21 protein-coding genes are annotated in these 22,133 nt (G+C 53.9%); 3 read left to right on the top strand and 18 right to left on the bottom strand.

All coding sequences use genetic code 11. From position 1 onward, the window contains the following. The 12 genes from OXG87_02690 to OXG87_02635 all read right to left on the bottom strand — a co-directional run. Nucleotides 1-157 (bottom strand): NAD-dependent epimerase/dehydratase family protein (locus OXG87_02690; GenBank protein ID MCY3868436.1); only part of this gene is annotated, 157 nt, incomplete at its 3' end. 132 nt (nt 158-289) lie between these two features. Further along, complete coding sequence (locus OXG87_02685; protein MCY3868435.1) at nt 290-694, bottom strand: F0F1 ATP synthase subunit epsilon; 405 nt, start codon at nt 692-694, stop codon at nt 290-292. A gap of 5 nt (nt 695-699) precedes the next feature. After that, nucleotides 700-2,085, bottom strand: a complete 1,386-nt coding sequence (gene atpD / locus OXG87_02680; GenBank protein MCY3868434.1) for a F0F1 ATP synthase subunit beta — start codon at nt 2,083-2,085, stop codon at nt 700-702. Nucleotides 2,086-2,099: 14 nt separating this feature from the next. Beyond that, a complete protein-coding gene (gene atpG / locus OXG87_02675; GenBank protein ID MCY3868433.1) occupies nt 2,100-2,936 on the bottom strand; it encodes an ATP synthase F1 subunit gamma in 837 nt (278 codons plus the stop codon). 18 nt (nt 2,937-2,954) lie between these two features. Then, nucleotides 2,955-4,472: a F0F1 ATP synthase subunit alpha gene (atpA, locus tag OXG87_02670; GenBank protein ID MCY3868432.1), complete on the bottom strand. Its 1,518-nt coding sequence runs from the start codon at nt 4,470-4,472 to the stop codon at nt 2,955-2,957. 18 nt (nt 4,473-4,490) lie between these two features. Then, complete coding sequence (gene atpH / locus OXG87_02665) at nt 4,491-5,030, bottom strand: ATP synthase F1 subunit delta (GenBank protein ID MCY3868431.1); 540 nt, start codon at nt 5,028-5,030, stop codon at nt 4,491-4,493. 14 nt (nt 5,031-5,044) lie between these two features. Further along, the gene (gene atpF / locus OXG87_02660) at nt 5,045-5,539 is read right to left on the bottom strand and encodes a F0F1 ATP synthase subunit B (protein ID MCY3868430.1); all 495 of its coding nucleotides are present in this window, start codon (nt 5,537-5,539) and stop codon (nt 5,045-5,047) included. Nucleotides 5,540-5,582: 43 nt separating this feature from the next. Beyond that, entirely contained in the window at nt 5,583-5,819 is a 237-nt protein-coding gene (gene atpE / locus OXG87_02655) for an ATP synthase F0 subunit C (protein MCY3868429.1), read from the bottom strand. 27 nt (nt 5,820-5,846) lie between these two features. Beyond that, nucleotides 5,847-6,644, bottom strand: coding sequence for a F0F1 ATP synthase subunit A (gene atpB / locus OXG87_02650; GenBank protein MCY3868428.1), 798 nt, complete (start codon nt 6,642-6,644; stop codon nt 5,847-5,849). Nucleotides 6,645-6,647: 3 nt separating this feature from the next. Beyond that, a complete protein-coding gene (locus tag OXG87_02645; protein ID MCY3868427.1) occupies nt 6,648-7,037 on the bottom strand; it encodes an ATP synthase subunit I in 390 nt (129 codons plus the stop codon). Further along, complete coding sequence (locus tag OXG87_02640; protein ID MCY3868426.1) at nt 7,034-7,288, bottom strand: AtpZ/AtpI family protein; 255 nt, start codon at nt 7,286-7,288, stop codon at nt 7,034-7,036. The genes OXG87_02645 and OXG87_02640 overlap by 4 nt, the downstream gene beginning before the upstream one ends. Nucleotides 7,289-7,294: 6 nt before the next feature. Then, nucleotides 7,295-9,280, bottom strand: coding sequence for a hypothetical protein (locus OXG87_02635; protein ID MCY3868425.1), 1,986 nt, complete (start codon nt 9,278-9,280; stop codon nt 7,295-7,297). 77 nt (nt 9,281-9,357) lie between these two features. Here OXG87_02635 and OXG87_02630 point away from each other — a divergent pair, with 77 nt between their 5' ends. Continuing rightward, nucleotides 9,358-9,654: a hypothetical protein gene (locus tag OXG87_02630; GenBank protein MCY3868424.1), complete on the top strand. Its 297-nt coding sequence runs from the start codon at nt 9,358-9,360 to the stop codon at nt 9,652-9,654. A 15-nt stretch (nt 9,655-9,669) separates the two neighbouring features. After that, nucleotides 9,670-10,158 (top strand): helix-turn-helix domain-containing protein, encoded by a 489-nt coding sequence (locus tag OXG87_02625; GenBank protein MCY3868423.1) that lies wholly within the window; start codon nt 9,670-9,672, stop codon nt 10,156-10,158. Between the two features lie 13 nt (nt 10,159-10,171). Here OXG87_02625 and OXG87_02620 read toward each other — a convergent pair whose 3' ends face one another. From OXG87_02620 to OXG87_02610, 3 genes are read right to left on the bottom strand one after another with little or no spacing between them, the layout of a single operon-like run. Continuing rightward, nucleotides 10,172-11,569, bottom strand: a complete 1,398-nt coding sequence (locus OXG87_02620; GenBank protein MCY3868422.1) for a PQQ-dependent sugar dehydrogenase — start codon at nt 11,567-11,569, stop codon at nt 10,172-10,174. Nucleotides 11,570-11,591: 22 nt separating this feature from the next. After that, nucleotides 11,592-12,770: an SAM-dependent methyltransferase gene (locus OXG87_02615; protein ID MCY3868421.1), complete on the bottom strand. Its 1,179-nt coding sequence runs from the start codon at nt 12,768-12,770 to the stop codon at nt 11,592-11,594. Beyond that, nucleotides 12,760-13,887, bottom strand: a complete 1,128-nt coding sequence (locus tag OXG87_02610) for a mandelate racemase/muconate lactonizing enzyme family protein (protein ID MCY3868420.1) — start codon at nt 13,885-13,887, stop codon at nt 12,760-12,762. Before OXG87_02610 ends, OXG87_02615 begins: the two co-directional genes overlap by 11 nt. 95 nt (nt 13,888-13,982) lie before the next feature. Between OXG87_02610 and OXG87_02605 the strand changes: the two genes are divergently transcribed. Then, nucleotides 13,983-14,741 carry an SDR family NAD(P)-dependent oxidoreductase gene (locus OXG87_02605; GenBank protein ID MCY3868419.1) on the top strand — a complete coding sequence of 253 codons (759 nt, stop codon included), beginning with the start codon at nt 13,983-13,985 and terminating at the stop codon, nt 14,739-14,741. Here the strand turns inward: OXG87_02605 and OXG87_02600 are convergent. From OXG87_02600 to OXG87_02590, 3 genes are read right to left on the bottom strand one after another with little or no spacing between them, the layout of a single operon-like run. Continuing rightward, entirely contained in the window at nt 14,738-16,009 is a 1,272-nt protein-coding gene (locus OXG87_02600) for a sulfatase-like hydrolase/transferase (GenBank protein MCY3868418.1), read from the bottom strand. The two genes, OXG87_02605 and OXG87_02600, sit on opposite strands and share 4 nt — an antisense overlap. Nucleotides 16,010-16,019: 10 nt before the next feature. Further along, on the bottom strand, nt 16,020-17,018 hold the full coding sequence (locus tag OXG87_02595) for a PfkB family carbohydrate kinase (protein ID MCY3868417.1): 999 nt from the start codon (nt 17,016-17,018) through the stop codon (nt 16,020-16,022). A gap of 6 nt (nt 17,019-17,024) precedes the next feature. Beyond that, nucleotides 17,025-22,115, bottom strand: coding sequence for a cadherin-like beta sandwich domain-containing protein (locus OXG87_02590; protein ID MCY3868416.1), 5,091 nt, complete (start codon nt 22,113-22,115; stop codon nt 17,025-17,027). Between the last annotated feature and the right edge of the window lie 18 nt (nt 22,116-22,133).

Raw genomic sequence — 22,133 nt, 5'->3', positions numbered from 1 at the left:
TGGATAGGCGGTCTTCTTTGAGCTGGGTGTTGTAATAGTCGTTCACGTTGTCCAATCCGACCACCGAATGCCCCATTTCGAGCAGTCGCCTGGAGAGATGAAATCCAATAAATCCCGCAGCACCTGTTACGAGTACGTGTCGCGCAATATCAGGCATGTTTAATTTTTTTCCTTTCAATCGTCGTGAATACACAGGTTTGGTATTTATATAAAAATAAAAATAGTCATCCTGTTAAAAAAAAGCACGCTCTAAACAGAGCGTGCTTTTTCATTCCTATTTCTGAAGATATTACTCAACGCCTGACACGCGCAGCCGCATAAACGACCGTGCCAGTGCATTTTGTGCGCGTTCCACATCTACGTCTGGCGTGCGATTGTCCAGTCGCTCTTGTGCCCGATCTCGCGCAGCGCGCGCGCGTTCTATGTCGATCTCATCGCCAAATTCGGCTGCTTCTGCCAGGATGGTTGCTCCGTCACCCGATACATTGGCGAATCCACCGCTGATGGCGAGGGTGCGCTCGGTGCCGTCTGCTTCTCGGAAGCCGACCCGACCAATGCCAAGTGCGGCCAGCAGGGGTTGGTGACGCGCCAGTACGCCAAAGCTGCCGTCAAGGCCCGGTGCTTGAAAATGCTCAATTTCACCGGAGTACACGGTTTTTTCGGGTGTTACGATGTCTAATTGAAAAGTGGCCATTTTTGTTAAAGCGTTTTTGCTTTTTCTACTGCTTGCTCAATTGGTCCGATCATGTAAAATGCCTGTTCGGGCAGGTCGTCGTGTACGCCTTCGACGAGTTCTTTAAAACCGCGCACAGTGTCTTCTATGTTCACGTATTCTCCGGGTACGCCGGTGAATACTTCGCCCACTGTAAAGGGCTGTGTGAGGAATAGCTGGATGCGTCGCGCGCGTGCTACGACGATGCGGTCTTCGTCTGATAATTCGTCGATGCCCAGAATGGCGATGATTTCGCGCAGGTCGCGGTATCGCTGCAGGATCTGCTGTACCTGTTGTGCCACATCGTAGTGTTCGTCGCCCACTATGCGGGGGTCGAGGATGCGCGATGAAGATGCCAGCGGATCTACTGCGGGATACAGTACCTGGTCGGCGAGGGCGCGGTCGAGTACGATGCGTCCGTCGAGGTGGGAAAATGCCGTGACCACGCCGGGGTCGGTGTAGTCGTCGGCGGGTACATAGATGGCCTGGACAGATGTTATAGATCCCGTTTGCGTGGTGGTGATGCGCTCCTGCAAGCCGCCCATTTCGGTTGCCAGGGTCGGCTGATAGCCCACGGCCGATGGCATGCGGCCCAATAGTGCGGATACTTCTGCGCCGGCGAGAATAAAGCGGAAGATGTTGTCGATGAATAGCAATACGTCCTGGCCGTGTTCATCGCGGAAATTCTCTGCCATTGTCAATCCGGTCAGTGCCACGCGCTGGCGTGCGCCGGGCGGTTCGTTCATTTGGCCGAAGACCATGGCGGTTTTGTCGATTACGTCGGCTTCGATCATTTCGAGCATCAGGTCATTGCCTTCGCGCGTGCGCTCGCCCACGCCAGCAAATACGGAGTATCCGCCGTGTCCCGAAGCCACGTTGTTGATGAGTTCTTTTAAGACCACGGTTTTACCCACGCCCGCGCCACCGAATAATCCCAGTTTACCGCCGCGGGCAAATGGGCAGATCAGGTCCATCACTTTGATGCCTGTTTCGAGCATTTGATCGGATGTCACTTGCTCTTCGTGTTCGGGGGGATCGCGGTGCAGGGGCAGTCGCGGCGTGTCATTGGGCACCGGGCCCTTGCCGTCGATGGGGTCGCCAATCACATTGAACAAGCGGCCCAAAACATTTTCGCCTACGGGCACTGTGATAGGTCCACCTGTATCCACTACTGCGGTGCCGCGCACCAGTCCGTCTGTGGAATCCATTGCAACACAGCGCACCATATTTTCTCCCAGGTGTTGCTGCACTTCGAGCACCAGACGGGGGTCCGTGCCTTCGACTTCTAACGCATTGTATATGGGGGGCAGGTCGCCTTCAAATGCCACATCAATGACAACGCCCACGATTTCTTTGATCATACCCTGGTTCATAATTGGCCTCTCCACTACTGGGCAACGGCTTCGGCGCCGCCGATAATATCCATCAGTTCCAGCGTAATTGATGACTGACGTTCTTTGTTCATTTCGCGGGTTAGTTCTTCGATTACGTCACCTGCGTTTTTGGTCGCATTGTCCATTGCGCGCATCCGCGCGGCTTGCTCACCGGCATTGGATTCCAACAGGGCACGCCACACCTGAAAATTTACATGACGCGGGACCAGTGTCTCCAACAACACTTCCGGCGATGGTTCAAATAAATAGACACCTGCTGCTTCGCCTTCGCTGGGTGCAATGGGCAATAATTGTTCTGAGACGGGCTGTTGTTGTGCGACTGAGACAAAGGCATTGTAAATGAGCATTACGCGATCGACTTTACCCGATAAAAACCGGTTTACCGCGTCTTCGGCGATTGTTATAGCCGAGGCAAAGGACAGGTCGCGAAACACATCTTCATAGTCGTTGAGTATCTCGCAATTGCGATTTCTGAAAAAACTGCGTCCTTTGCGCCCCACTGCGATTATGCCATCATCGGGGGACATGTCATTGAATGCGTGGCGGCAGGAGTTGGTGTTAAAACTGCCGCACAAACCGCGGTCAGAGGTCAACACAATGAGTGCTGTGCGGTCGATCGCGCGTTCTGTCATCAGCGGATGTGAGAGCGATTCCATGCTGCTGAGTCGCTGTAAAACGCGGTCCAGTTGCTGTGCATAGGGCCGCGCAGCCGCAATGGCTTCTTGTGCCCGTCGCATGCGAGCCGCAGCCACGAGTTGCATGGCATTGGTTACGCTCTGGATATTTGTGATGCTTGCAACGCGCGTTCTCAGTTGTCTTAAGGTTGCCACATCCGGTCCTTTGTTCTCTTATACCGATACGCGGAAGCCGCGTTTGAAGTTCTCAATTATTTCTGTGAGTTTTTCGACATTTTCGTCGCTCAAATCTTCGCTTTCGCGGATTTCTTCCATCAACTCACTGTGGCCGATATGCGCCAGCAATTCTCGCTCAAAGCGCCGCACGTCTTCGGTGGGCAAATCATCGACCAAATTGGCGGCAAAGAGCGCCACGGTGAGTTCTTCCAGCGACATTGGAGAATACTGATCTTGCTTGAGGATTTCGATTAGTTTTTCGCCGTGGTTCAGCAAGTTCTGAGTTGAGGCATCCAGGCCTTCTGTGCCGAACATCGCAAAGGCTTTGACTTCGTTGTAGCGCGAGATGTCGGCTTTAATGGTTCTGGCAACGGCTTTCATCGCGCTCGTTTGTGCCGAACTACCCACGCGCGATACGGATGCGCCCACGTCCATGGCGGGGCGGATACCCGCGTAGAACAATTCGGGTTTGAGCAGGATCTGTCCATCAGTAATCGATATTACATTGGTGGGCACAAAGGTGGAGACATCGCCTTCCAGAATTTCAATGACGGGCAATGCGGTGAGCGAACCTGCGCCCTGTTCGTCGCTCATTTTGGCGGCGCGCTCGAGCAGGCGCGAATGCAAATAAAATACGTCGCCGGGATAGGCTTCGCGGCCCGGCGGGCGGCGCAATACCAGGGACATCTCGCGGTAAGCCCACGCCTGTTTGGATAAATCGTCGTAAATAATCAGCGCGTGTTCGCCCTTGTCGCGGAAATACTCGCCCATTGAGCAGCCCGAATAGGGGGATAGGAATTGAAGTGGGGCGGGTTCGCTGGCTGTGGCCGATACGACAATGGTGTATTCCATTGCGCCATTGGCTTCCAGTTCGGCCACGACTTTGGCCACTGTAGAGGCTTTTTGCCCAATGGCGACATAGATGCACTTTACGTCGCTGTCTTTCTGGTTGATGATGGTATCGACGCCAATCGCCGTTTTGCCCGTTTGCCGGTCGCCGATGATCAGTTCTCGCTGCCCCCGCCCGATTGGCACGGTTGAGTCGATTACTTTTAATCCGGTCATCAGGGCTTCGGTTACGGGCTGTCGCTCAATGACGCCGGGTGCCTTGCGTTCAATGGGAAGGGTTGCTTCGGGGTTGATTGGGCCTTTGCCGTCTATTGGCATGCCGAGTGGATTTACCACGCGACCGAGGAGGGCTTCGCCCACGGGCACTTCGGCAATGCGTCCGGTGCGTTTGGCCTCGTCGCCTTCGCGGATCAATGTGTCATCGCCAAATAACACACAGCCCACGTTGTCTTCTTCGAGGTTGAGCGCCATCCCCATAATGCCATTGGGAAATTCGACCAGTTCACTGGTCTGCACATTGCCCAGTCCCTGCACGCGGGCCACACCATCGCCCACCTGCTGGACGGTGCCGCTTTCATAGACATCTATTTCAGTCCTGGAATCCAGGATTTGCTGTTTGAGCAGTGCCGAAATTTCGTCGGGGCGAATCTGCAAATTCGTCGCCATGTTTTGCCTGCCTTACTTTTAATCAGACACGAGGCGCTGTCGCAACCGGTTGAGTTGCGTGGCCAGCGTGCCATCAAATACACGGTCGCCGAGCCGCACCACAAACCCGGCCTTTAATTGTTCGTCTATTGTGGTTTCCAATCGCACCTGCTTGCCAGAATAGGTCGAGAGTTTTGCAATTAATTGCGTTTCCTGTTCAGAGGACAGGGGCGCAGCGACCGTCACCTGCGCTGTGGCCTGACCGCGCCGGTCTTCCAATACGGATAGGAAATCCGACAATATCTCGGGCAGTACGCGCTCGCGGCGATTGTCGCAGAGCAGCAGCAAAAATCTGAGGGTTACGTCCTCGATTTTTCCGGCGAGCAGATTGTTCAATACCGCGCGCTTTTGTTCGGATCGCATCATCGGGTCTGCGACAAATTCCCGCAGGTCTTCCGAGGCGTGTAATAAGTCCAATAATGCCTGTACATCGGCTTCAACCCGATCCAATATCCCGCTTTCTTGCGCGGCATCGATCAGTGCGCTGGTGTATCGGATGGAAACGGCTGATTGGCTCACAAAAAACTCCGAACTCAGGAATGTTCTGGCATGCGGTTGATGAAATCATCTACGATTTTTTTGTTGTGCTCATCGTCCAAATTTTCCTCCAGCAATTGCCCGGCAGCGAGAATCGCCAGTTCGGCTGTTTGTTGACGCAATGTCTGGAGGGCCTGATTGCGCTCTTGTTGTATGGTGCGACGCGCCTGTTCGAGAAGCTGTTGGGCGTCGGCTTCGGCGCGTTCTTGCACGTCTCGAGCGACTTGTTCGGCGTCTTCGCGCGCTTTGTTAATTGCAGCCTGAGCTTCTGCCTGCGCCTGTACGAGTGCCTGTTTGTTCTCTTCGGCGGACCTTTCAGCTTCGGCACGCGCTTTATCGGCTTGCTCGAGTGCTTCGCGGATGCGCGTTTCTCGCTGGTCGAGTGCCGATAATAACGGTCCCCAAACAAATTTTTTCAAGACGAGCAATACGAGCACAAATGTGATGAGCGTCCAGATGATCAAGCCGGGGTTTGGACTCAACAAATCCATTGTTATGTCTCTCTTTCACCGCGTTTGGTTCGCGCGGTTTATTTTACTTAAACACCAACAATACGCAGATGACCACGCCGAACAATGCCACACCTTCGACCAGTGCCGCAGCAATAATCATCGTTGACCGAATATCGCCAATGGCTTCGGGTTGACGAGAGATGCCTTCTACTGCACCTCGACCGATTTGACCGATGCCCACGCCAGCACCCAGTGCGGCCAACCCAGCACCAATACCAGCGGACAGATAACCGTAAGCTTCAGCGCCAAGACCTTCCACAGTACTCCTCCTTGTGAGTTGATACAATCAATGCTCCTGATGAATACACAGGCCCACAAACAGGGCGGTCAGGAGCGTGAATACATAAGCTTGAAGAAAACCTATGAAAATTTCCAACATGTACATTGCCAATGCAAAAGCAATGGCAATGGGGGCGACAAAATAACCGAGAATAAAAATGATGCCGATCAGAGACAATATTACGACGTGACCGGCCAGCATATTGGCAAAGAGACGAATGCACAGTGCAAATGGTTTGGTCAAGAGGCCCAGAAATTCCAGCGGGATCATGAGCGGCAACAGTGCAATTGGCAAATTGGGGGGGATCAAGCCTTTGAAAAAGCCGAACAGGCCGTTGTGTTTGATCCCGGCTCCGAGCATCATTGCAAACGAGATGCCCGCCAGCGTGGCTGTTACATTGATATTGCCGGTTGCGGTTTGTCCAAAGGGTATTAATCCCAATAGATTGCAGAAGAGGATAAAGAAAAAGACCGTCATTAAAAACGGCATGTATTTCGGCCCGTCCCGCTCTCCCAGGTTGGGCACGGCGACGTCGTCGCGGATAAATATGGCGATGGCTTCAATCGAATTGACCAAGCCCGATGGTATGCGTCCGCGTCGTTTTGTGGAAATAATGAGGGTGAGAATGAGTAATAGAGAGGCGATCCACATCATGACCAGATGGCCAGTGATTGACATATCGACGCCAAAAAGCTCAATATGGGGTAAGGGGATATGGAGTGGACCGAGATGTAGCTCGTGATGGTCTGTGATATGCTCGAGGATGAAACTGCCGCTGCTTTGCTCCTCTGCCTGTGCTGCCATCCGTCAGACTCCTGAATTATTGGCTTTGTCGGACGGGCGCCCGACGAAGAACCGAATCTCTAAAATCTGAAATACTACATAAAATAAAAATAGTGAAAGAGTCAAGCTAAAAACGTGAAGTTTAACTAATTTTAGTGCGACAAAAAAGAAAATCAGTACAATAATTAGGCGAATCCCCATTCCGCCGAATACGACGGTCATAAATGTGCGGTTATCCCGGCGCATGCCCCACAATGCGAGATAGGCACCGGCGAGTGCATTTAGCGTGCAGATTGCACAACCAACGCCTGCGGCAATGAGTATATCTGTTCCCTGCCACAGGTAGAGCGGGTATCCTCCCAGGCCCCACGCGACCAATAAGACGACGGCAATTTGTTTGACAAAAGACCTCACGTATCTTCCTCCGATTTGCGGTCTATTTTTAAGACGGCTTTGAAGAAGTGGTAAAAGCCCGCGGCAATGCCTATCAGACCGCCGATTAAGGTCCACAGGGGCGCGGTGTCAAATTTGCCATCTGCCCAATGTCCCGCAAATACACATGCCAATATTGTGACGATGAGTTGAATGCCCAGGATTAAATAGGGGCCGACGCTGCGATAGGCCTGGGCGAGGGATGAGGGTTTGTGAGTATTGGGGTCTTTCATTTCATTTTACCAATGGTGAACCGAGTGTCCGCTGCCGGGAAACCAGATTGTATCTACCGTTGCCGAGATTGCCACGCCGAGGATGAATCCGACGAGGATACCGAGAAATAAGGGCTGGCCTTTGCGGTACAGGGCGATGCCGCCGATTTGCAAGATGAGCAATTTGCACAGCCATACGAGAAAGATGGTGAAGATCGTTCCCCGCACGGCCTGGGTTTCCATGATGGCGAATCCAACCGGGTGCAAGGGCCACCAGGATACGCGATACCGCAAGAATGTCAATAGCGCCATTCCGGCCGCGCCAAAGCCGAAAAAGCCTATTCGCTTCCAGTCGGGTGGGTTAAAGGTTTGCATCTGTCGGATCCAGTAATCGAAGATTCGCGGGTGTGTGCGAAATTCAAATGCTCTAAAGTTATACGCGCCGGTTTCATAGCCCAGGTACAGTGTGAATGCGACTGATGAGATGGCGGCTGTAATACCTGCTAATACGAGGGCTATTGCGACCATGCGTTTGCGTCCTTTTATGGCTGCTGTGATCCACGAGCAATGCGCCATGCTGGCCATGGCGAGGCTTTTGGCGTCTGTAAAGTACGCGAAAGAGAACGCGAAATTTGCCATGCTCGCCGCCGGGATATTCGCCGAGCCGAGGGTGTAGAGGGCGAAGGTTGGGGGCATCATGGAGCCGCGCAAATACACCAGTCCGCTTTCGGCAATGACGCGGGCTATGCCGACGTATAATATGCCCATGCCGATTAAGAAGGGGATGATCACATACCAGGCCATGCCCGCGGTGTGTAGCCATCCGATGATGAATAACAATCCGGCCAGGCCACCTATGCCGGCTGTGCGGTAGGACATGAGTTCTTCGGCGTCGTCCGATTTTTTTCGTCCTCTGATGGCGTGCCATACGCCTTTGAGGTGTTCGCGTCCCATCCACAATCCCAGGCACAGCATACAGGCGAGTGCGCCAAATGCCTGCCACGCATTGGCCGCGTGTGTTGAGGACCACAAGCCGGGTGTTCCAATGGTGTATCCGATGCGGTTAAAGGTATAGACTTCGGCTACGACGAGTAAGTAAAAAAACCAGATTGAGAATAGTACTTCCAGGCTGGTCCAGTAGGCAAATCCCGCGATGAAGAATTGTATTCCGATATAGAAGTACCGATCTGGAATATATCGGCTGATGTGCAAGAATGTGACGCCGTCGCCTGCTCGGGTGATTGGTATTTTGGGGAAGTCGGGCATGAAATACGACAAGATATTCCAGCATATTACGGTGAGTGGAATTGCCATGCCGATCCAGAATGCCGGGCGTCCTACGAGGGGTGGCCATATTTTTTTGCTTTCTTCTCTTACGAGTTCCAGCGCGACCTGTGCCGCGGGAAAGGGCAGTTTTTCGTGTTCGGACCACTGTCGTCGCAAAATTACGGCGATGCACAAGCAGGTCCAGATGATTGCGCCCGCAAATGCAAACCACCAGAATAGGGGTACGATCCAGACTTCATAGGGGATTGCATGGCCGGGCGGCAGACCTTCGAAGAAGAGGCGCATGGCGCCGTTTTCATCTGTGGGGAATAACCAGTGCGGCAAGTGGGGATGGAGAAATTCGGACCACCGGTTTTGCGCGGATGCAAAATAATAGGGGGTTGCGAGATGCCCCATGATCAGGCCGGTGAAGTTCATGAGGGGAAATAATGCGCCCACCAGTCCCATGGAGAAGACGATGGCCATTTCGAGGGGGGAAAACGCGGCGCGGGGCCAGAATTTCCGCAGGAGTACGTTCAGCCCCAGGGATAGCACTACAAATGGGATCATGAGTGCCATCGCCATGTAGCTGAATACCATCTGGTTGATGTGGATTACATATAACCCGTAGATGGGCCAGGTGTTTACGCTTATGACGAGTCCCAATCCCAGCAGGACGCAACGCGCGGTTACGCGGTCGCGATTGGGCAAGGCTTCGGTGTTGTTTACGGGTTGCGCGAGTGCCATGATGTATAAAATTTTACTTTTTAAAAGTCCATATTTTTACATATATTATAGTTTGGCAAGAAATAGAAGGGGAGAGAATGACCCTCAATGATATTAAAAAACTCATTGCAAGAAAACAATACTTGATTTCGTCTAAAGTTGAAGACCTCATAGAAGAAGGTTATTTTTCAGAAGCAGACCTCGAACATTGCATCTTTACGGCAACGCGGGTCTATAAACGGGAGCGAGACGAACTGAAACAGGCAGTGGATGGGATGAAATATGTGATCATTGGACGCGATACACATGGACATCTATTCTACACCGCTGGAAAAGTGGTGAGAAGTTACACAGGGCGTTTTTATTTTTTTATTACTGCCCACCAGGCCGAGTAAAGGAAGGATAAAAAAATGGATGATAGAATGTTTGGTGTTCCCTGTCCTGAATGTGGCAAGGGAACTATTGAGCCTGTGCGGTTTCAGAATTACAAGATCAAAGTTAAAGCCTATCCCTTTGTGGTTCCAGATGCAATTGTGGGCGTGTGTGATACTTGTAATGCCCGTGCCTTTGACCCCAGGGAGACGAAGCGATGGCAGGATTTGTTTTATCAACGCCTTGAAGACGATGAGATTTTTTATACCCGCGAGGAGATCAAAACGCTTCGAGAGTCGCTTGGGCTTTCGGTGACCGATTTTGCTCAGTTGATTGGCTGTACCCGACAGTCAATCTATAATTGGGAGCGCCAGGATCGGGTTAATCAACAGACCCGAACGGCGGATTTAATGATGAAATTGGTGGCCAAATCTCTTGTGTCTGAACCCATTGATATCATTTCGTTTTTGTTAAAAGAAGCGGAAAAGATGGGTGTTAAAATTGAATTACAGCGAAGCCTTGTTTGAATTGCCCCTCCTGTCATCTCTCTTCACTTAGCGTTAAGCGCAGGATCACATCGGGCTGGTTGAGGACGACGTACACTGCGCCATCTGGTCCGGATATAGCCTCGCGCACCCGTCCCGCGTTTTTGAGTATGACTTCTTCGTGCAGGACGCGGTCTCCGTCAACGGAGAGGACCCGCACATCTTCGTACTTTAAGGATGCGACGAGCAATTTGTTTTGCCATTTGGAGAACATGTTGCCCTGGTAAAAATTGATGCCGCAGATGGCGATTGATGGTCGCCAGTAGAGGGTTGGTTGTTCCATTTCGGGTTGGTGCGTGCGGTCGGATACGATTGTGCCGTTGTAGTTGAGGCCGTAGGTGATTTCGGGCCATCCGTAGTTTTTTCCTCTGGCGACAACGTTTAGTTCGTCGCCGCCCATTGGTCCGTGTTCGCCGTCCCATATTTTTCCGGTGACGGGATTGACTGCCATGCCCTGGGGATTGCGATGGCCATAGGAATAGATGGTTTTGAGAGCGCCCTCCTGGCTCACAAAGGGATTGTCTTTGGGGATGCGTCCGTCTGTGTGGATGCGGTGGACTTTGCCGTTTGGTCGGGTCAAGTCCTGTGCCTGGTTTTGTACGCCCCGGTCTCCTATTGCAAAGTAGAGGTACCCGTTTGCGTCGAATACGATGCGAGTGCCGTAGTGATGCCGGGTGGTGAGATAGGTTTCATGCGGGGCTTCGTAGATTACTTGTTGGTTGACATAGGTGTTGTCCCTGATGTGACCGCGTACGATGCGGGTCATTGCAGGGGATCGGCGCTGCCCTTCAACGCGGGCGAGTTCATGGCTGTAGGCGAGGTAGATCCAGCCGTTTTCAGGATAATTGGGGTCTATTGCTACGTCCATTAATCCGCCCTGTCCCTCATGGAGGACCTGGGGTGTTCCCGCAATGGGGTTGAGGAGTTTTCCGTTTTTTACCATTCGCAGCGTGCCCGGACGTTCGGTAATGAGTGCTGTTTGTGGGTCGATAAAGTCGATTCCCCAGGGGATTTGCAGGTCCTGTACCCAGATATCGACATTTATGTCGTAGTCGAGTGTTTGTACAAAGTCGGGTGGCGGGGGTTTGGGTTGGCCCACTTCTTTTTCTTGTTGTTCGATAAAATCCACGATCATCGCGATTTGTCTATTTGTGAGCTGTTTTTCATAGCCGGGCATGCCCAGTTCGGTGAGTCCGTTTTTGATGTTGCGGATGCGATAGCCGCGTCCGTCTCCGTATTTCCAGATGCCATCGACCATGCTCGGCGCATTGCCCCCTCTCAGGTCGGGTCCGTGACACTGTGCACAGTATGTCATGTAGAGTGCTTTTCCATCTTGTGCGAATGCAGGGTGATACAATAGGCTCAAGATGCAGATTAGAATAAGGTGTTTCATTAGGTTTCTCCAATTTGGAAAATCAGGATAAGAGGGGCGCGAGTTGGCGGGCGAGCAGTCGCTCGAGGCTGGGGGTGATGTGCCAGAAGTCGCGCATGGTGCAATACTCTTGAACGAGGGCTGGATCACTTGTTCGGGCGGTTTTTTTTGCGCGGATGAGGATGTTTTTGGGCGTGTGTTTGGAGTCGATGAATTCTATGAGTTCTGTGCGATAGCCCAGTATGCCCAGGATTTGTGCGCGGCAGGCGTCGGTGAGGATGTCGGCGGTGCGCCCTTTGAGGATGCCATGTGCCATTACGGGTGCGAAGACAGATGCGTCGAGTTGTGGGCGCAGTTCGTGCTGGCAGCAGGGGGCTGCGAGGATGACGGGGCTGTTCCACTGTACGGCGCAGGCAATGGCGTCGTCGGTTGCTGTGTCGCAGGCGTGCAGGCTAAAGACGATGTCGGGCGGTGTTTGGGGTGTGAAGTCGGCGATGTTGGAATTGTGAAAGGCGAGGTCTGTCCAGCCGAGGTCACGGGCGAGGGTGCGACATTTGGCGATGAGGGATGGGTTGTGGTCAATGCCGATGAGTCGCGCGGGGATATTCTGAATGTTGTTCAGGTAGTGATACGCTGCAAATGTGAGATACGCGTTGCCGCAACCGCAGTCTATGAGGGTGAGGGGGCGATTTGTTTCTGGTATGATAGGTTGTAAGTGGTGGAGAAAGGCGTTGATTTGTTTGAATTTGTCGCGCATGGATGCGCGCACACGCCCGTTGTGATCCATGATGCCGAGGCCCTGGAGAAAGGCGTCGGGACGGTTGTCGGATAGGGGATGGTGTTTAACGCGGTTGTGCGAGAGAGTGGGTTTGATGTTTGGACGCGAGGGTTTTGCGCGTTTGAATAGTGCGCGGCCTTTTTTTGTAATGCGAATGTGGAGGTCTTCTCGGCTGGTTTGTACATGGATTTGCGTGAAGGGTAGGGCGAGTAGTTCGTCGAGTGCGGCGTTCGCGTCGGTCAGTCGGATGTTTTCCGTGATGTCTTGCGTGCGGCTATATCGCGCGATCTGGAGGTGGAGCGCGTTTTTGATCTGGACCATGCGGACGGCGATTTTGTTACAGGTTGTGCCGCGACGCGGATGGCTCAGGGTAAGCCTGAGAAAGGTTTCGGGGTTTGATACCGCATTGAGGATGGCGGTTTTGTAATTTGTTTCACACCGCATACGCGATTGATCCGTCCTCTCGTCTCGGTGTATTGACTTTGGTTAAGGGGGCAAAGGGCGTGTCGGGGATTTTGGCGTCGTCGAGTTCAACGCCAAGGCCGGGGGCTTCGGGGAGGGGGATATAGCCGCCTTCGCGTTTGTGCGCGCATTTGTACACGGCGTTGCGTTCGCTTTCGTCGTTTTTGGAGTATTCCTGAGTGATGAAGTTGGGGATGCTGGCGTCGAGGTGAAGGGATGCGGCTGTGCCCAGGGGGCTGAGAAAGTTGTGGGTGACGACCGCGCAGTGATAGGATTCGGCAATGGCGGCGATTTTTTTGCAGTGGGTCAGGCCTCCTGCCAGCGCTATGTCCGGGCGCACGTATTGGGGTCCGCCGTGTTCGAGGAGTTCGCGAAATTCCCATATTGAGGTGAAGCGCTCGCCATTGCCCAAGGGTACGGGAATGCGTTTGGCGATTTCTGCCTGGGTGGTGATGGTGTCTATCTGGATGGGGTCTTCCATGAAGTAGAGATGATAGGGGATGAGGGCTTCGCCCAGGGCTACGGCGACCATTGGGGTGAGTTTGCGGTGGACTTCTACGATGAGATCTACATCGGGTCCGGCACCTTCTCGGGCAGCGGCGACGATTTCGACGGCGTTTTGTATGATACGAGATTGCGCCTGGTTCTGGTATCCGGCTGTGATGGGATCGAATTTGACGGCGGTGAAGCCTTCGGCAACGGCGGCTTTTGCGTTTTTATACATTTGTTCGGGTGTGGGTCCGCCCGCGAGCAGGTGCAGGCGAATTTTGTCGCGGCAGTTGCCGCCGAGGAGTTCCCAGACCGGGACTTGAAAGTGTTTGCCTTTGATGTCGTACAGGGCGATGTCCATTGCGCTGACTGCGCCGCAGAGTGCGGTGCCGCGAAAGGGTGCCATGCGGTAGAGGTGCTGCCAGTGGTGTTCTATGCGCATGGGGTTTTGTCCGATGAGGTATTCTTTGAAGACTCTGGCGATGGATTGGATGGCTTCGGGATAGCCCCAGCAAGCAGAGGTTCCAATGCCCGAGATGCCGGTGTCGGTGGTGAGGCGGACGACATAGCTGTTGCCGAGCAGGAAGTGTTCGACCTGGTCGATTTTCATATTCTACTCCTTGTATTCAGGTATGGAATTGGCCACAACTTGGATTATATTAACCGATGAGACGATAATGGGCAATAGAATACGAGGAGGGTGAGATGTCGAATTTGCGTTTTGCAGCGGAAAAGGAACGGCGGGTTGCGCTTGTTACGGGTGGGGCGCGGGGGATTGGCGGGGCAACGGCGGTTCGGATTGCGGAGGAGGGGCGAGATGTTGTTATTGCCGATGTTCTGGCAAGAGAGGGGACGGAGACGGTTGAAAAGATTGAGGCATTGGGGCAGCGTGCGATGTTTGTGGAGACAGATGTGACGGATGAGGCTGCTGTGCAGGCGTGTGTGGCACAGGCGGTTGCGCGTTTTGGGAGATTGGATATTCTGGTGTGTTGTGCCGGTATTTTGGGATGGGAGAAGCCATTTTTTGAGCAGCCCGTAGCGCAGTTTGATAAGGTGATGCGTATCAATGTGTACGGGGTTTATCATTTTCACCAGGCTGCAATTCCCCATATGCTCGCAGGGGGTTGGGGGCGCTGTGTGACGATTACTTCGGGTGCGCGCAATGGCAGTCCGAATCAGGTGCCGTATTCGGTTTCGAAGGGGGCTGTGTATTCATTTATCGGTGCGCTGGGCAATGCGTATTGCAAACAGGGTGTGTTTGTCAATGGCGTGGAGCCGGGGCGGGCGTTGACGGATATGGTGGTGCCGAGGTTTTCGCCCGAGTATATTGCCAATCCTCCGGGGCAGGCGATGGGGCGGTATTCGGATCCGGAGGAGGTGGCTGAGGTAATTGAGTTTTTGTGTTCTGAGCGCAATACTTATACGTCGGGTTCGGTGTGGAGTGTGAAGGGGGGGAGAGGTTAGGTTACAGAAGCATGCCATTCGTTGAGGCGGGTGAGGAGGTCGCTGGTCAAGTCGGGTTCGTCGCCCGCGATATTGGTGGTTTCGTTGGGGTCGGTATTGAGGTTGGCGAGGTGTATTTCGTTTTGGTCGAGGAGGAGTTTGTAGCGGTCGCTTTGAATCACACGGGTGTTGCCTCTGGGTCCTTGTGTCCAGAAGAGGTCGCCGTGCGGTGAGGGGGCGTTGTCGGCGATCATTGGGAGTATGTCCGTGCCGTCGAGGTTGTATTGTTCGGGGTCGCCGCCTGCGGCGGTGAGGATGGTGGGGAAGATGTCCATGCCGATGCCGATTTCGTCGATGGTTTTTCCGCCCTGTACGCGCGCGGGCCAGCTCATGAGTGTGGGGACGCGGATGCCGCCTTCCCAGAGGGTGCCTTTGTGCCCACGCAGGCCCCCTGTGTCGCCGCCGGGATAGGGGAGGTCTGTGCCGTCGGTCCAGTTGCGCGGTTCGCGCGAGGGTCCGTGGTCGGGTTGAAAGAAGATGCAGGTGTTGTCAAAGAGGTCCAGTCGCTCAAGTTCGTCGAGGATTTTGCCGATGGCGTCGTCCATGACGGTGAGCATGGCGGTCATGAGTTGTCGCGAGCGAGATAGATGTGCATAGCGTTCCATGTATTCTTCTGGCGCGTGCAGGGGATAGTGCGGGGTGTTGAAGGGGATGTACATGAAGAAGGGTCGTCCGTCGTTTTTGGCTTTTTGGATGTATTCAATGGCTTTGTCGCGCATGAGATCGACGAAGTAGGTGCCGTTGCGATACACTTCTCGGCCGTCTTCCCAGAGGTCGTGCCGCGCCTGGTTTTTCGAAGATAGTGCCCAGTAGAAGATGTGCGAGTAGTAGTCAATACAGCCGTTGGTGAAGCCAAACCAGTGGTCAAAGCCGTGGTTGTGCGGCAAGAAGGGTTCGCGGTTGCCCAGGTGCCATTTGCCCGACATGAAGGTTTGATAGCCCAGTTTTTTGAGTGCTTTGGGTATGGTGGGCAGGTCTGGCGACATGCCGTCGGCAGTTACACCTACGTTGCCGGGGATGCCCGCGGCAATGGGATAGCGCCCGGTGAGTATGCCGCAGCGTCCGGCGGAGCAGATGGGGGCATTGGAATACCACCGGGTGAGTTTGGCGCCCCGAGATGCGATGCGGTCAAAGTTGGGGGTTTGGAAGTCGGTCGCGCCCATGCAAGAGAGGTCGCGATGTCCCTGATCGTCGCTCATAAATACGATGAAGTTGGGTTTGTCGGACATGGGGGTTCCTTTAAGACGTTTGGGTGTCTCGAAATCGCTTTGCGATTTGTTCGGGCGAGGCTGTGCCGGTTGTGCCGATTTGTTGTATGGTGATGGATGAGGCCAATACGCCGATTTGGGCGGCGTCGGATAGTGATGCGCCAGCACAAAGGGCGGAGACCACAGATGCCGAGACGCTGTCACCTGCACCCACGATGTCGATGGGGGGCGGAACTTTTATACCGGGAATATGCGTGAGGTTTTCGTTGTTGGCAATGAGAATGCCGTCGGGTCCAAGGGTGATGAAGACGGGTTTGCCGGTGCGCTGAGAAAAGATGCGGGCACATTGGTTGAGGTCGCGTTCTCCAATGGCGTGTATGGCTTCGTCGCGGTTGGCTTTGAGGATGACATTTTTGAAGTTGGTGATGCGGGTGCGGGAGTCGGCGAAGCAGACGGTGTTGGGATGGGTTTTGGATAGTTTGGCGAGTTCGGCAACGACCCGATCTGTGAGTACACCGCAGTTGGGTTCCTGTACCTGGTCGAGGGCTATGACGCCATCTACCAGGGGGAGGAGATGATGCAGGGTTTTGATGAGTTGATTTTCGAGGTCGAGAGGTAAAGGCGTTCGATTTTTTATGTCCAGGCGTTCCATTTCAGCGCCTGTTTTTTTGTTCAGGGGTTTGGTATAAGTTGGGGTAAAGCGGTCGGGGGCTTCGATGAGGTGGGTGATATCTACACCCGTGGCGCGCAATCCCTGTTTGAGGTCATAGCCCTGACCGTCGCGACCGATTATACCCAGAGCATAGACGCGTCCGATGCCGAGGGCGCTGAGGTTGGAGGTGATGGTGCCGGCTGCGCCGGGCTGGTTGCGAATGGCGATTATCTGGTGCGCTTCAAGGCCGGTTTCGATGGATGTTTCGGCGAGGTCGGGGTCGGTGATGAGATAGCGGTCGAGGAAGTAGTCGCCGATGACGAGGATGGCGAGGTTGTGGAATTTGGAGAGGATGTGGTTCAGGGTTTTGAGGGTCATTAAATCTTACTTCATATCGTGGTGTAGCCTGAAATAGGCGTGGTGACCATATGTATCGAGGCTGCCTTCAAGGCGGAGGATGATGTGTTGCGTGTGCATGCCTGCGCGAATCCGCAAGGCAAGGTCCCGATTGTGTTGCATGCCTTCGACTGCAAGGCCGAATAACGAATCTCTGTGCAAGCCGACGCCGATCCGTTTGTGCCTGTTTTGTAGTCCGACAAATGGCGTTGCAACTAATTTATCGCCTAAGGGCACGCCATAAGCTACTTCGGTGGATACGCGGTTAGATGCATAGACTTCCGAGTTGCGACCAGATGCAATGTCGCTCATGTCGGGTCTTGACCACAGGGCAAGCGCGCTGCCAGATGCGTCGCCCCATGTTGGCGATACCCTGAGCGATAGTCCCTCGCCTGATGGGTTTGGAGACAGGCGGATTGTGCCCGAGCCGCCCCATTCTTCATAACTGCCTTCCTGGTGTGCTATGAGGCCGCGTACCCGACCCTCAATCATCAGGCCCAGCGAGGACAGTACATAGCGCATCCCGGCACCAATTTCTATCCCCATGCCCGTGTCTGCATCGCCGCCATCATACCGCATTCCCAATTCGGCTAATGGTTGCAGTGTTCCCCCGGCGATCCAGAGTACGTGTGATCCTTCTAATAATACGCGTACGCGGCTCGCAGTGCCCTTGTTCTCCAACAAATCCCTCAGATCATCCGCATTCGCACGCGATAGCATCATATCAGACGCCAGTGATAATGAGAATCCGTCATGATAGGTCGATCCGATTAAATCGGTGCGGGTACCAATTGCTCCCATTACCATGTTTGCGTCTGTCTCTAATTGCTTGATGCCTTCGAGCGATAGGGGCAAGTCGCCTCCTCCATAGCCCAGCATTCCCCATACTGAGAATCGGTTTGTCAGTGCGAGGCGCGCCCAGGGGTAGATACCTGTCAGCGTTGTCTCTACGGACCATTCGTCGCGGGTATTGGCGATGGTGCCCAGTATGCCGTCGCCCATGGAGTAGGATAGGACAAGTCCGCCCTGGAAACTGTTATCTCCATAGTCGATGCCCAGCATGACCGATGTTACGTCGCCTTCTACTGTCTGATCGTCGTCGGTGCCACTAAAGCGCGTTGTTGCGCCCCGGCCCCACACTGCCCATCGAGGTTCGCTATATGGTCCCAGTGTGCCAGACAGGGCAAATGATGTGCTGGATATGATTTGCTTCAATATCTCTTTGTCGTGATCACTCTGCGCGGCCTCGATGCTAAATCTCATTGGGGAATCGCCCGTCATCCATGCGGGATTGTAGGATAGTCCGTTGTAATTCATTTGATCCAGATTGTATCCGCCGATTACCACATGGTTGGTGCCCACATGCCCCCTCACGCGTTCGCGCACGGTTTCGATTACGTGATTTGATGCTGTTCGCCCAAATCGCGCCAGCCATCCGTCTAATTTTATCACGCGGGGTTCCTCTGGTGTAATAACTGCTGTCCATGCACTTTCCAATTCTTCGGCATAGCCCAGGTCGTCGGTGAAGTTCACTCGAACTTTTAGCTGGCGGTCAACATCGGTTATTGTGATTTGGTATGTCACACCCGTGGCGCCGATGATTTCGGTTTCCACGCTGCCTACCAGACGGATCCACTGATAGGTGTACGATACATTGGTGAGGCCATTGGCATCCTGGATGTTCGAGACGTCCGCGGTTAGTGTTTGACCTACTCGAGGTGTGCCGCTGATTGTTGGGGCGCCTGTGGCTGGCGAGTTCGGGGGGATGTCGTTGTCGTTTACGGTGACGCTCGCCGAGGATGGATCGCCCACTGTGTAACCCGTTCCGGCTTGTAGTGCTGTGGTTATTGCGCTGGCTTCTTCATCTACGTTGTCGTCGTCTGTTGCGACTGTCAGGGTGGTCTGGTTGGCGCTGATGGTGATGGTCGCGGGCGGTGTGCCGCTGATGACGTTGCCGGTCTCGGTTATATTCACGTTCACGGTTAGCGCTGTTGCGGGTGCAGGGGTTACTGTGATTGTAAAGGTCGCAGCCGCGCCTTCGGTGATGGGTGTGGTACTTGCTGTGATTGCCAAGACTGGCACTACGGGGGCAACGACGACGCTGGTCAATTCGCTTTCCAATTCTTCGGCGTTGCCGGCATCATCGGTGAAGTTTACCCGAACTTTTATCCGGGAACCAATGTCGGCTGTTGCGACTTCGTATGTCACACCTGTGGCTCCGGAGATTTCGGTTTCTACGCTGCCTACCAGACGGATCCACTGGTAGATATAGGTGACATTTTCGAGGCCGTCGATATCCCGGATGTTAGAGACATCGGCTGTCAGTGTTTCACCTACTTCGGGCGTGCCAGTGATTGTTGGGGCACCCGTGGCTGGATTGTTGGGGGCAGCGTCGTTGTCGTTTACGGTGACGCTCGCCGAGGATGGTGTGCCTGCTGTGTAGCCTGTTCCGGACTGTAATGCTGAGGTTATGACGCTCGCGTTTTCATTTGTGTTATCGTCTTCTGTTGCGACTGTGAGAGTAGCGGTGGATTCGTTGGCGTTGATGGTGACAGTCGAGGGCGGCGTGCTGCTGATGACATTTTTCGTCTCTGTCACGTTTACGTTCACGGTTAGCGCTGTTGTGGGCGCAGGGGTTGCTGTGATTGTGAATGTGGCATCCGTGCCTTCGGTGACGGGTGTAATATTTGTCGAGATGGTCACCTGTGGGACCGGTGCTTCGCGGTTGACTGTGATGGTGTAGGTTAATTGCGTGATGTTGTCTTCGGCTGTGACTATTACTGTGATGGTGTTTTCGCCTTCGACAAGTGATACGTCCAATGTGGTCGCGGTCTGGCCGTTGATGGTTATGGTTGCACCCGGGTGATTGGCTGTTGCTGTAATCGTTATGGTCGAGATTCCGTTTTCCACTGAGACTGTGTAGTCCAATGTCGCCGGATCGAATGCCGGGTTCAGTTCGCCGGGATTGATTGTCAGGTCGCTCAGGGTTGCGTCTGTCGATGGGGCACCGCGGTTGACTGTGATGGTGTAGGTCACTTGGGTGGTGTTGTCTTCGGCGGTGACTGTTACTGTGATGTCCATCGTGTCACCGGTAAACGGTACGTTTGATGAGGTTGCGGTCTGCCCATTGATGGTTACGGTTGCGTCTATGTCACTGGGTATTGCTGTTACTGTTACTGTTGTGGTCGCGTACGGCACTGTGGCAGTGTAGGTGTATGTGTCGGGATCGAATGCTGGATTCGGTGTGCCGGGGTTGATTGTCAGGCTGCTCAGCTTTGCGTTGGTCGATAATACCACTTCGTCGTCCAGCACGAGTACGCTCGCCGAGGATGGATCGCCTATTGTATAACCTGTTCCGACTTTTACTTGCGCGGTTACAACACTGGCGTGTTCATCTACATCGTCGTCTTCTGTTGCTACTGTGAGAGTGGCGGTGGTGTGGCCGGCGCTTATAGTGACTGTTGAAGGCGGTGTGCCGCTGAGCATTTTGGCTGTTTCTGTTACGTTTACGTTCACGTTCACATCGGTTACCGATGGCTGATTTGCTGTGATTGTGAAGGTGGCATTCGTGCCTTCGGTGACGGTTGTGGGATTCGCTGTGATGGTCACCTGCGGGAGCCCCGCTGGCGCACGGTTGACGGTGATGGTGTAGGTCAATTGGGTGACGCCATCCACGGCTGTTACTGTTACTGTGACGTCCATCGTGTCACCGGTAAATGGTATGTTCAATGTGGTGGTGTTCTGGCCGTTGATGGATACGGTTGCGTCCGGGTTATTGGGTGTTACTGTAACTGTTACTGATGAGGCATCGTGGGGCACTAGGGCGGTGTAGGACAATGTCGCCGGGGCGAATGTCGGGTTCATAATACCGGGGTTGATTGTCAGGTTGCTCAGGGTTGCGTCCATTGCTGGCGGCAGGTCGTCATCCAGGACGAGTACTCTATCTGAGGATGGCGTGCCCACTACATAGCCCATTCCGGCTCGCACTTGCGCGGTTACGACACTGGCGTGTTCGTCCTTTTTATCGTCGTCTGTTGCGACTGTCAGGGTGGTCTGGCCAGCGCTGATGGTGACAGTTGAAGGTGGTGTGCCGCTGAGGGTTTTGGCGGTCTCAGTGACGTTCACGTTCACGGTGAGTGTGATTGTGGGTGCAGGGGTCGCTGTGATTGTGAATGTCGCAGCCTCGCCTTCGGTGACACTCGGGGGGTCCGCTGTGATTGTTATTACCGGCGTCACGCCCGGTATGACTATCATTTCTGTTAATGCGCTTTCCAGTTCTTCGGGATAGCCCACATCGTCGGTGAAGTTTACCCGAACTTTTAGCTGGTAACCACTATCGGCTATTACCACTTCGTACGTCGAACCCGTGGCTCCGGGGATCTCGGTCTCCATACTGCCGATTACGCGGATCCACTGATAGGTGTATGACACATTGGTGAGACCATTGGCATCCCGGATGTTCGAAACATCGGTTGTCAGTGTTTCACCCAGTTCGGATTTGCCGATGATTATTGGGGCACCTGTTGCTGGTGAGTTCGGTGGCGTGTCGTTGTCGTTGACGTTTATGCTCGCTGAGGAAGGTATGCCTACTGTGTAGCCCACACCTGTCGTTATCTGCGCCATTACAGTCCCATCTGATTCGCGCACATCATCGTCGTCCGTTGCTACTTTTAGCCTGGCGGTGGTCTGTCTGGCGCTGAAGGTGACAGTTGATGGGGGTATGCCGCTGATGACATCGCCGGTTTCGGTGATGTTCACGTTCACGGTCAGTGCGGTCGCCGGTCTGGGATGCGCTGTGAGTGTGAAGGTGGCATTCATGCCTTCAGTAATGGATGTCGTATTCGCTGTGATTGTCACCTGTGGCATGTCGTTGTCATTGACGGTGACAGTTGCCGAGGCTGGTGTGCCTACTGTGTAGCCTGTTCCAGTCTGTATTTGCGCTGTTACTTCGCTGGCGACTTCATTTATATCATCGTCGTCTGTAGCTACTGTCAGTGTGGCGGTGGATTCGTTGGCTTTGAAGGTGACAGTTGAAGGTGGTGTGCCGCTGATGACATCGCCGGTTTCGGTGATGTTCACGTTCACGGTCAGTGCGGT

The organism is Gemmatimonadota bacterium (assembly GCA_026706845.1).
Taxonomy (GTDB): Bacteria; Latescibacterota; UBA2968; order UBA2968; family UBA2968; genus VXRD01.
This window is presented reverse-complemented; position numbering and strand designations above follow the sequence as displayed.

Bases quoted from the DNA above. Each gene is read 5' to 3' on its own strand.
- OXG87_02685 (MCY3868435.1), bottom strand. From the start codon at position 694: ATGGCCACTTTTCAATTAGACATCGTAACACCCGAAAAAACCGTGTAC.
- atpD (MCY3868434.1), bottom strand. From the start codon at position 2,085: ATGAACCAGGGTATGATCAAAGAAATCGTGGGCGTTGTCATTGATGTG.
- atpA (MCY3868432.1), bottom strand. From the start codon at position 4,472: ATGGCGACGAATTTGCAGATTCGCCCCGACGAAATTTCGGCACTGCTC.
- atpF (MCY3868430.1), bottom strand. From the start codon at position 5,539: ATGGATTTGTTGAGTCCAAACCCCGGCTTGATCATCTGGACGCTCATC.
- atpB (MCY3868428.1), bottom strand. From the start codon at position 6,644: ATGGCAGCACAGGCAGAGGAGCAAAGCAGCGGCAGTTTCATCCTCGAG.
- OXG87_02640 (MCY3868426.1), bottom strand. From the start codon at position 7,288: ATGAAAGACCCCAATACTCACAAACCCTCATCCCTCGCCCAGGCCTAT.
- OXG87_02635 (MCY3868425.1), bottom strand. From the start codon at position 9,280: ATGGCACTCGCGCAACCCGTAAACAACACCGAAGCCTTGCCCAATCGC.
- OXG87_02630 (MCY3868424.1), top strand. From the start codon at position 9,358: ATGACCCTCAATGATATTAAAAAACTCATTGCAAGAAAACAATACTTG.
- OXG87_02625 (MCY3868423.1), top strand. From the start codon at position 9,670: ATGGATGATAGAATGTTTGGTGTTCCCTGTCCTGAATGTGGCAAGGGA.
- OXG87_02620 (MCY3868422.1), bottom strand. From the start codon at position 11,569: ATGAAACACCTTATTCTAATCTGCATCTTGAGCCTATTGTATCACCCT.
- OXG87_02615 (MCY3868421.1), bottom strand. From the start codon at position 12,770: ATGCGGTGTGAAACAAATTACAAAACCGCCATCCTCAATGCGGTATCA.
- OXG87_02610 (MCY3868420.1), bottom strand. From the start codon at position 13,887: ATGAAAATCGACCAGGTCGAACACTTCCTGCTCGGCAACAGCTATGTC.
- OXG87_02605 (MCY3868419.1), top strand. From the start codon at position 13,983: ATGTCGAATTTGCGTTTTGCAGCGGAAAAGGAACGGCGGGTTGCGCTT.
- OXG87_02600 (MCY3868418.1), bottom strand. From the start codon at position 16,009: ATGTCCGACAAACCCAACTTCATCGTATTTATGAGCGACGATCAGGGA.
- OXG87_02595 (MCY3868417.1), bottom strand. From the start codon at position 17,018: ATGACCCTCAAAACCCTGAACCACATCCTCTCCAAATTCCACAACCTC.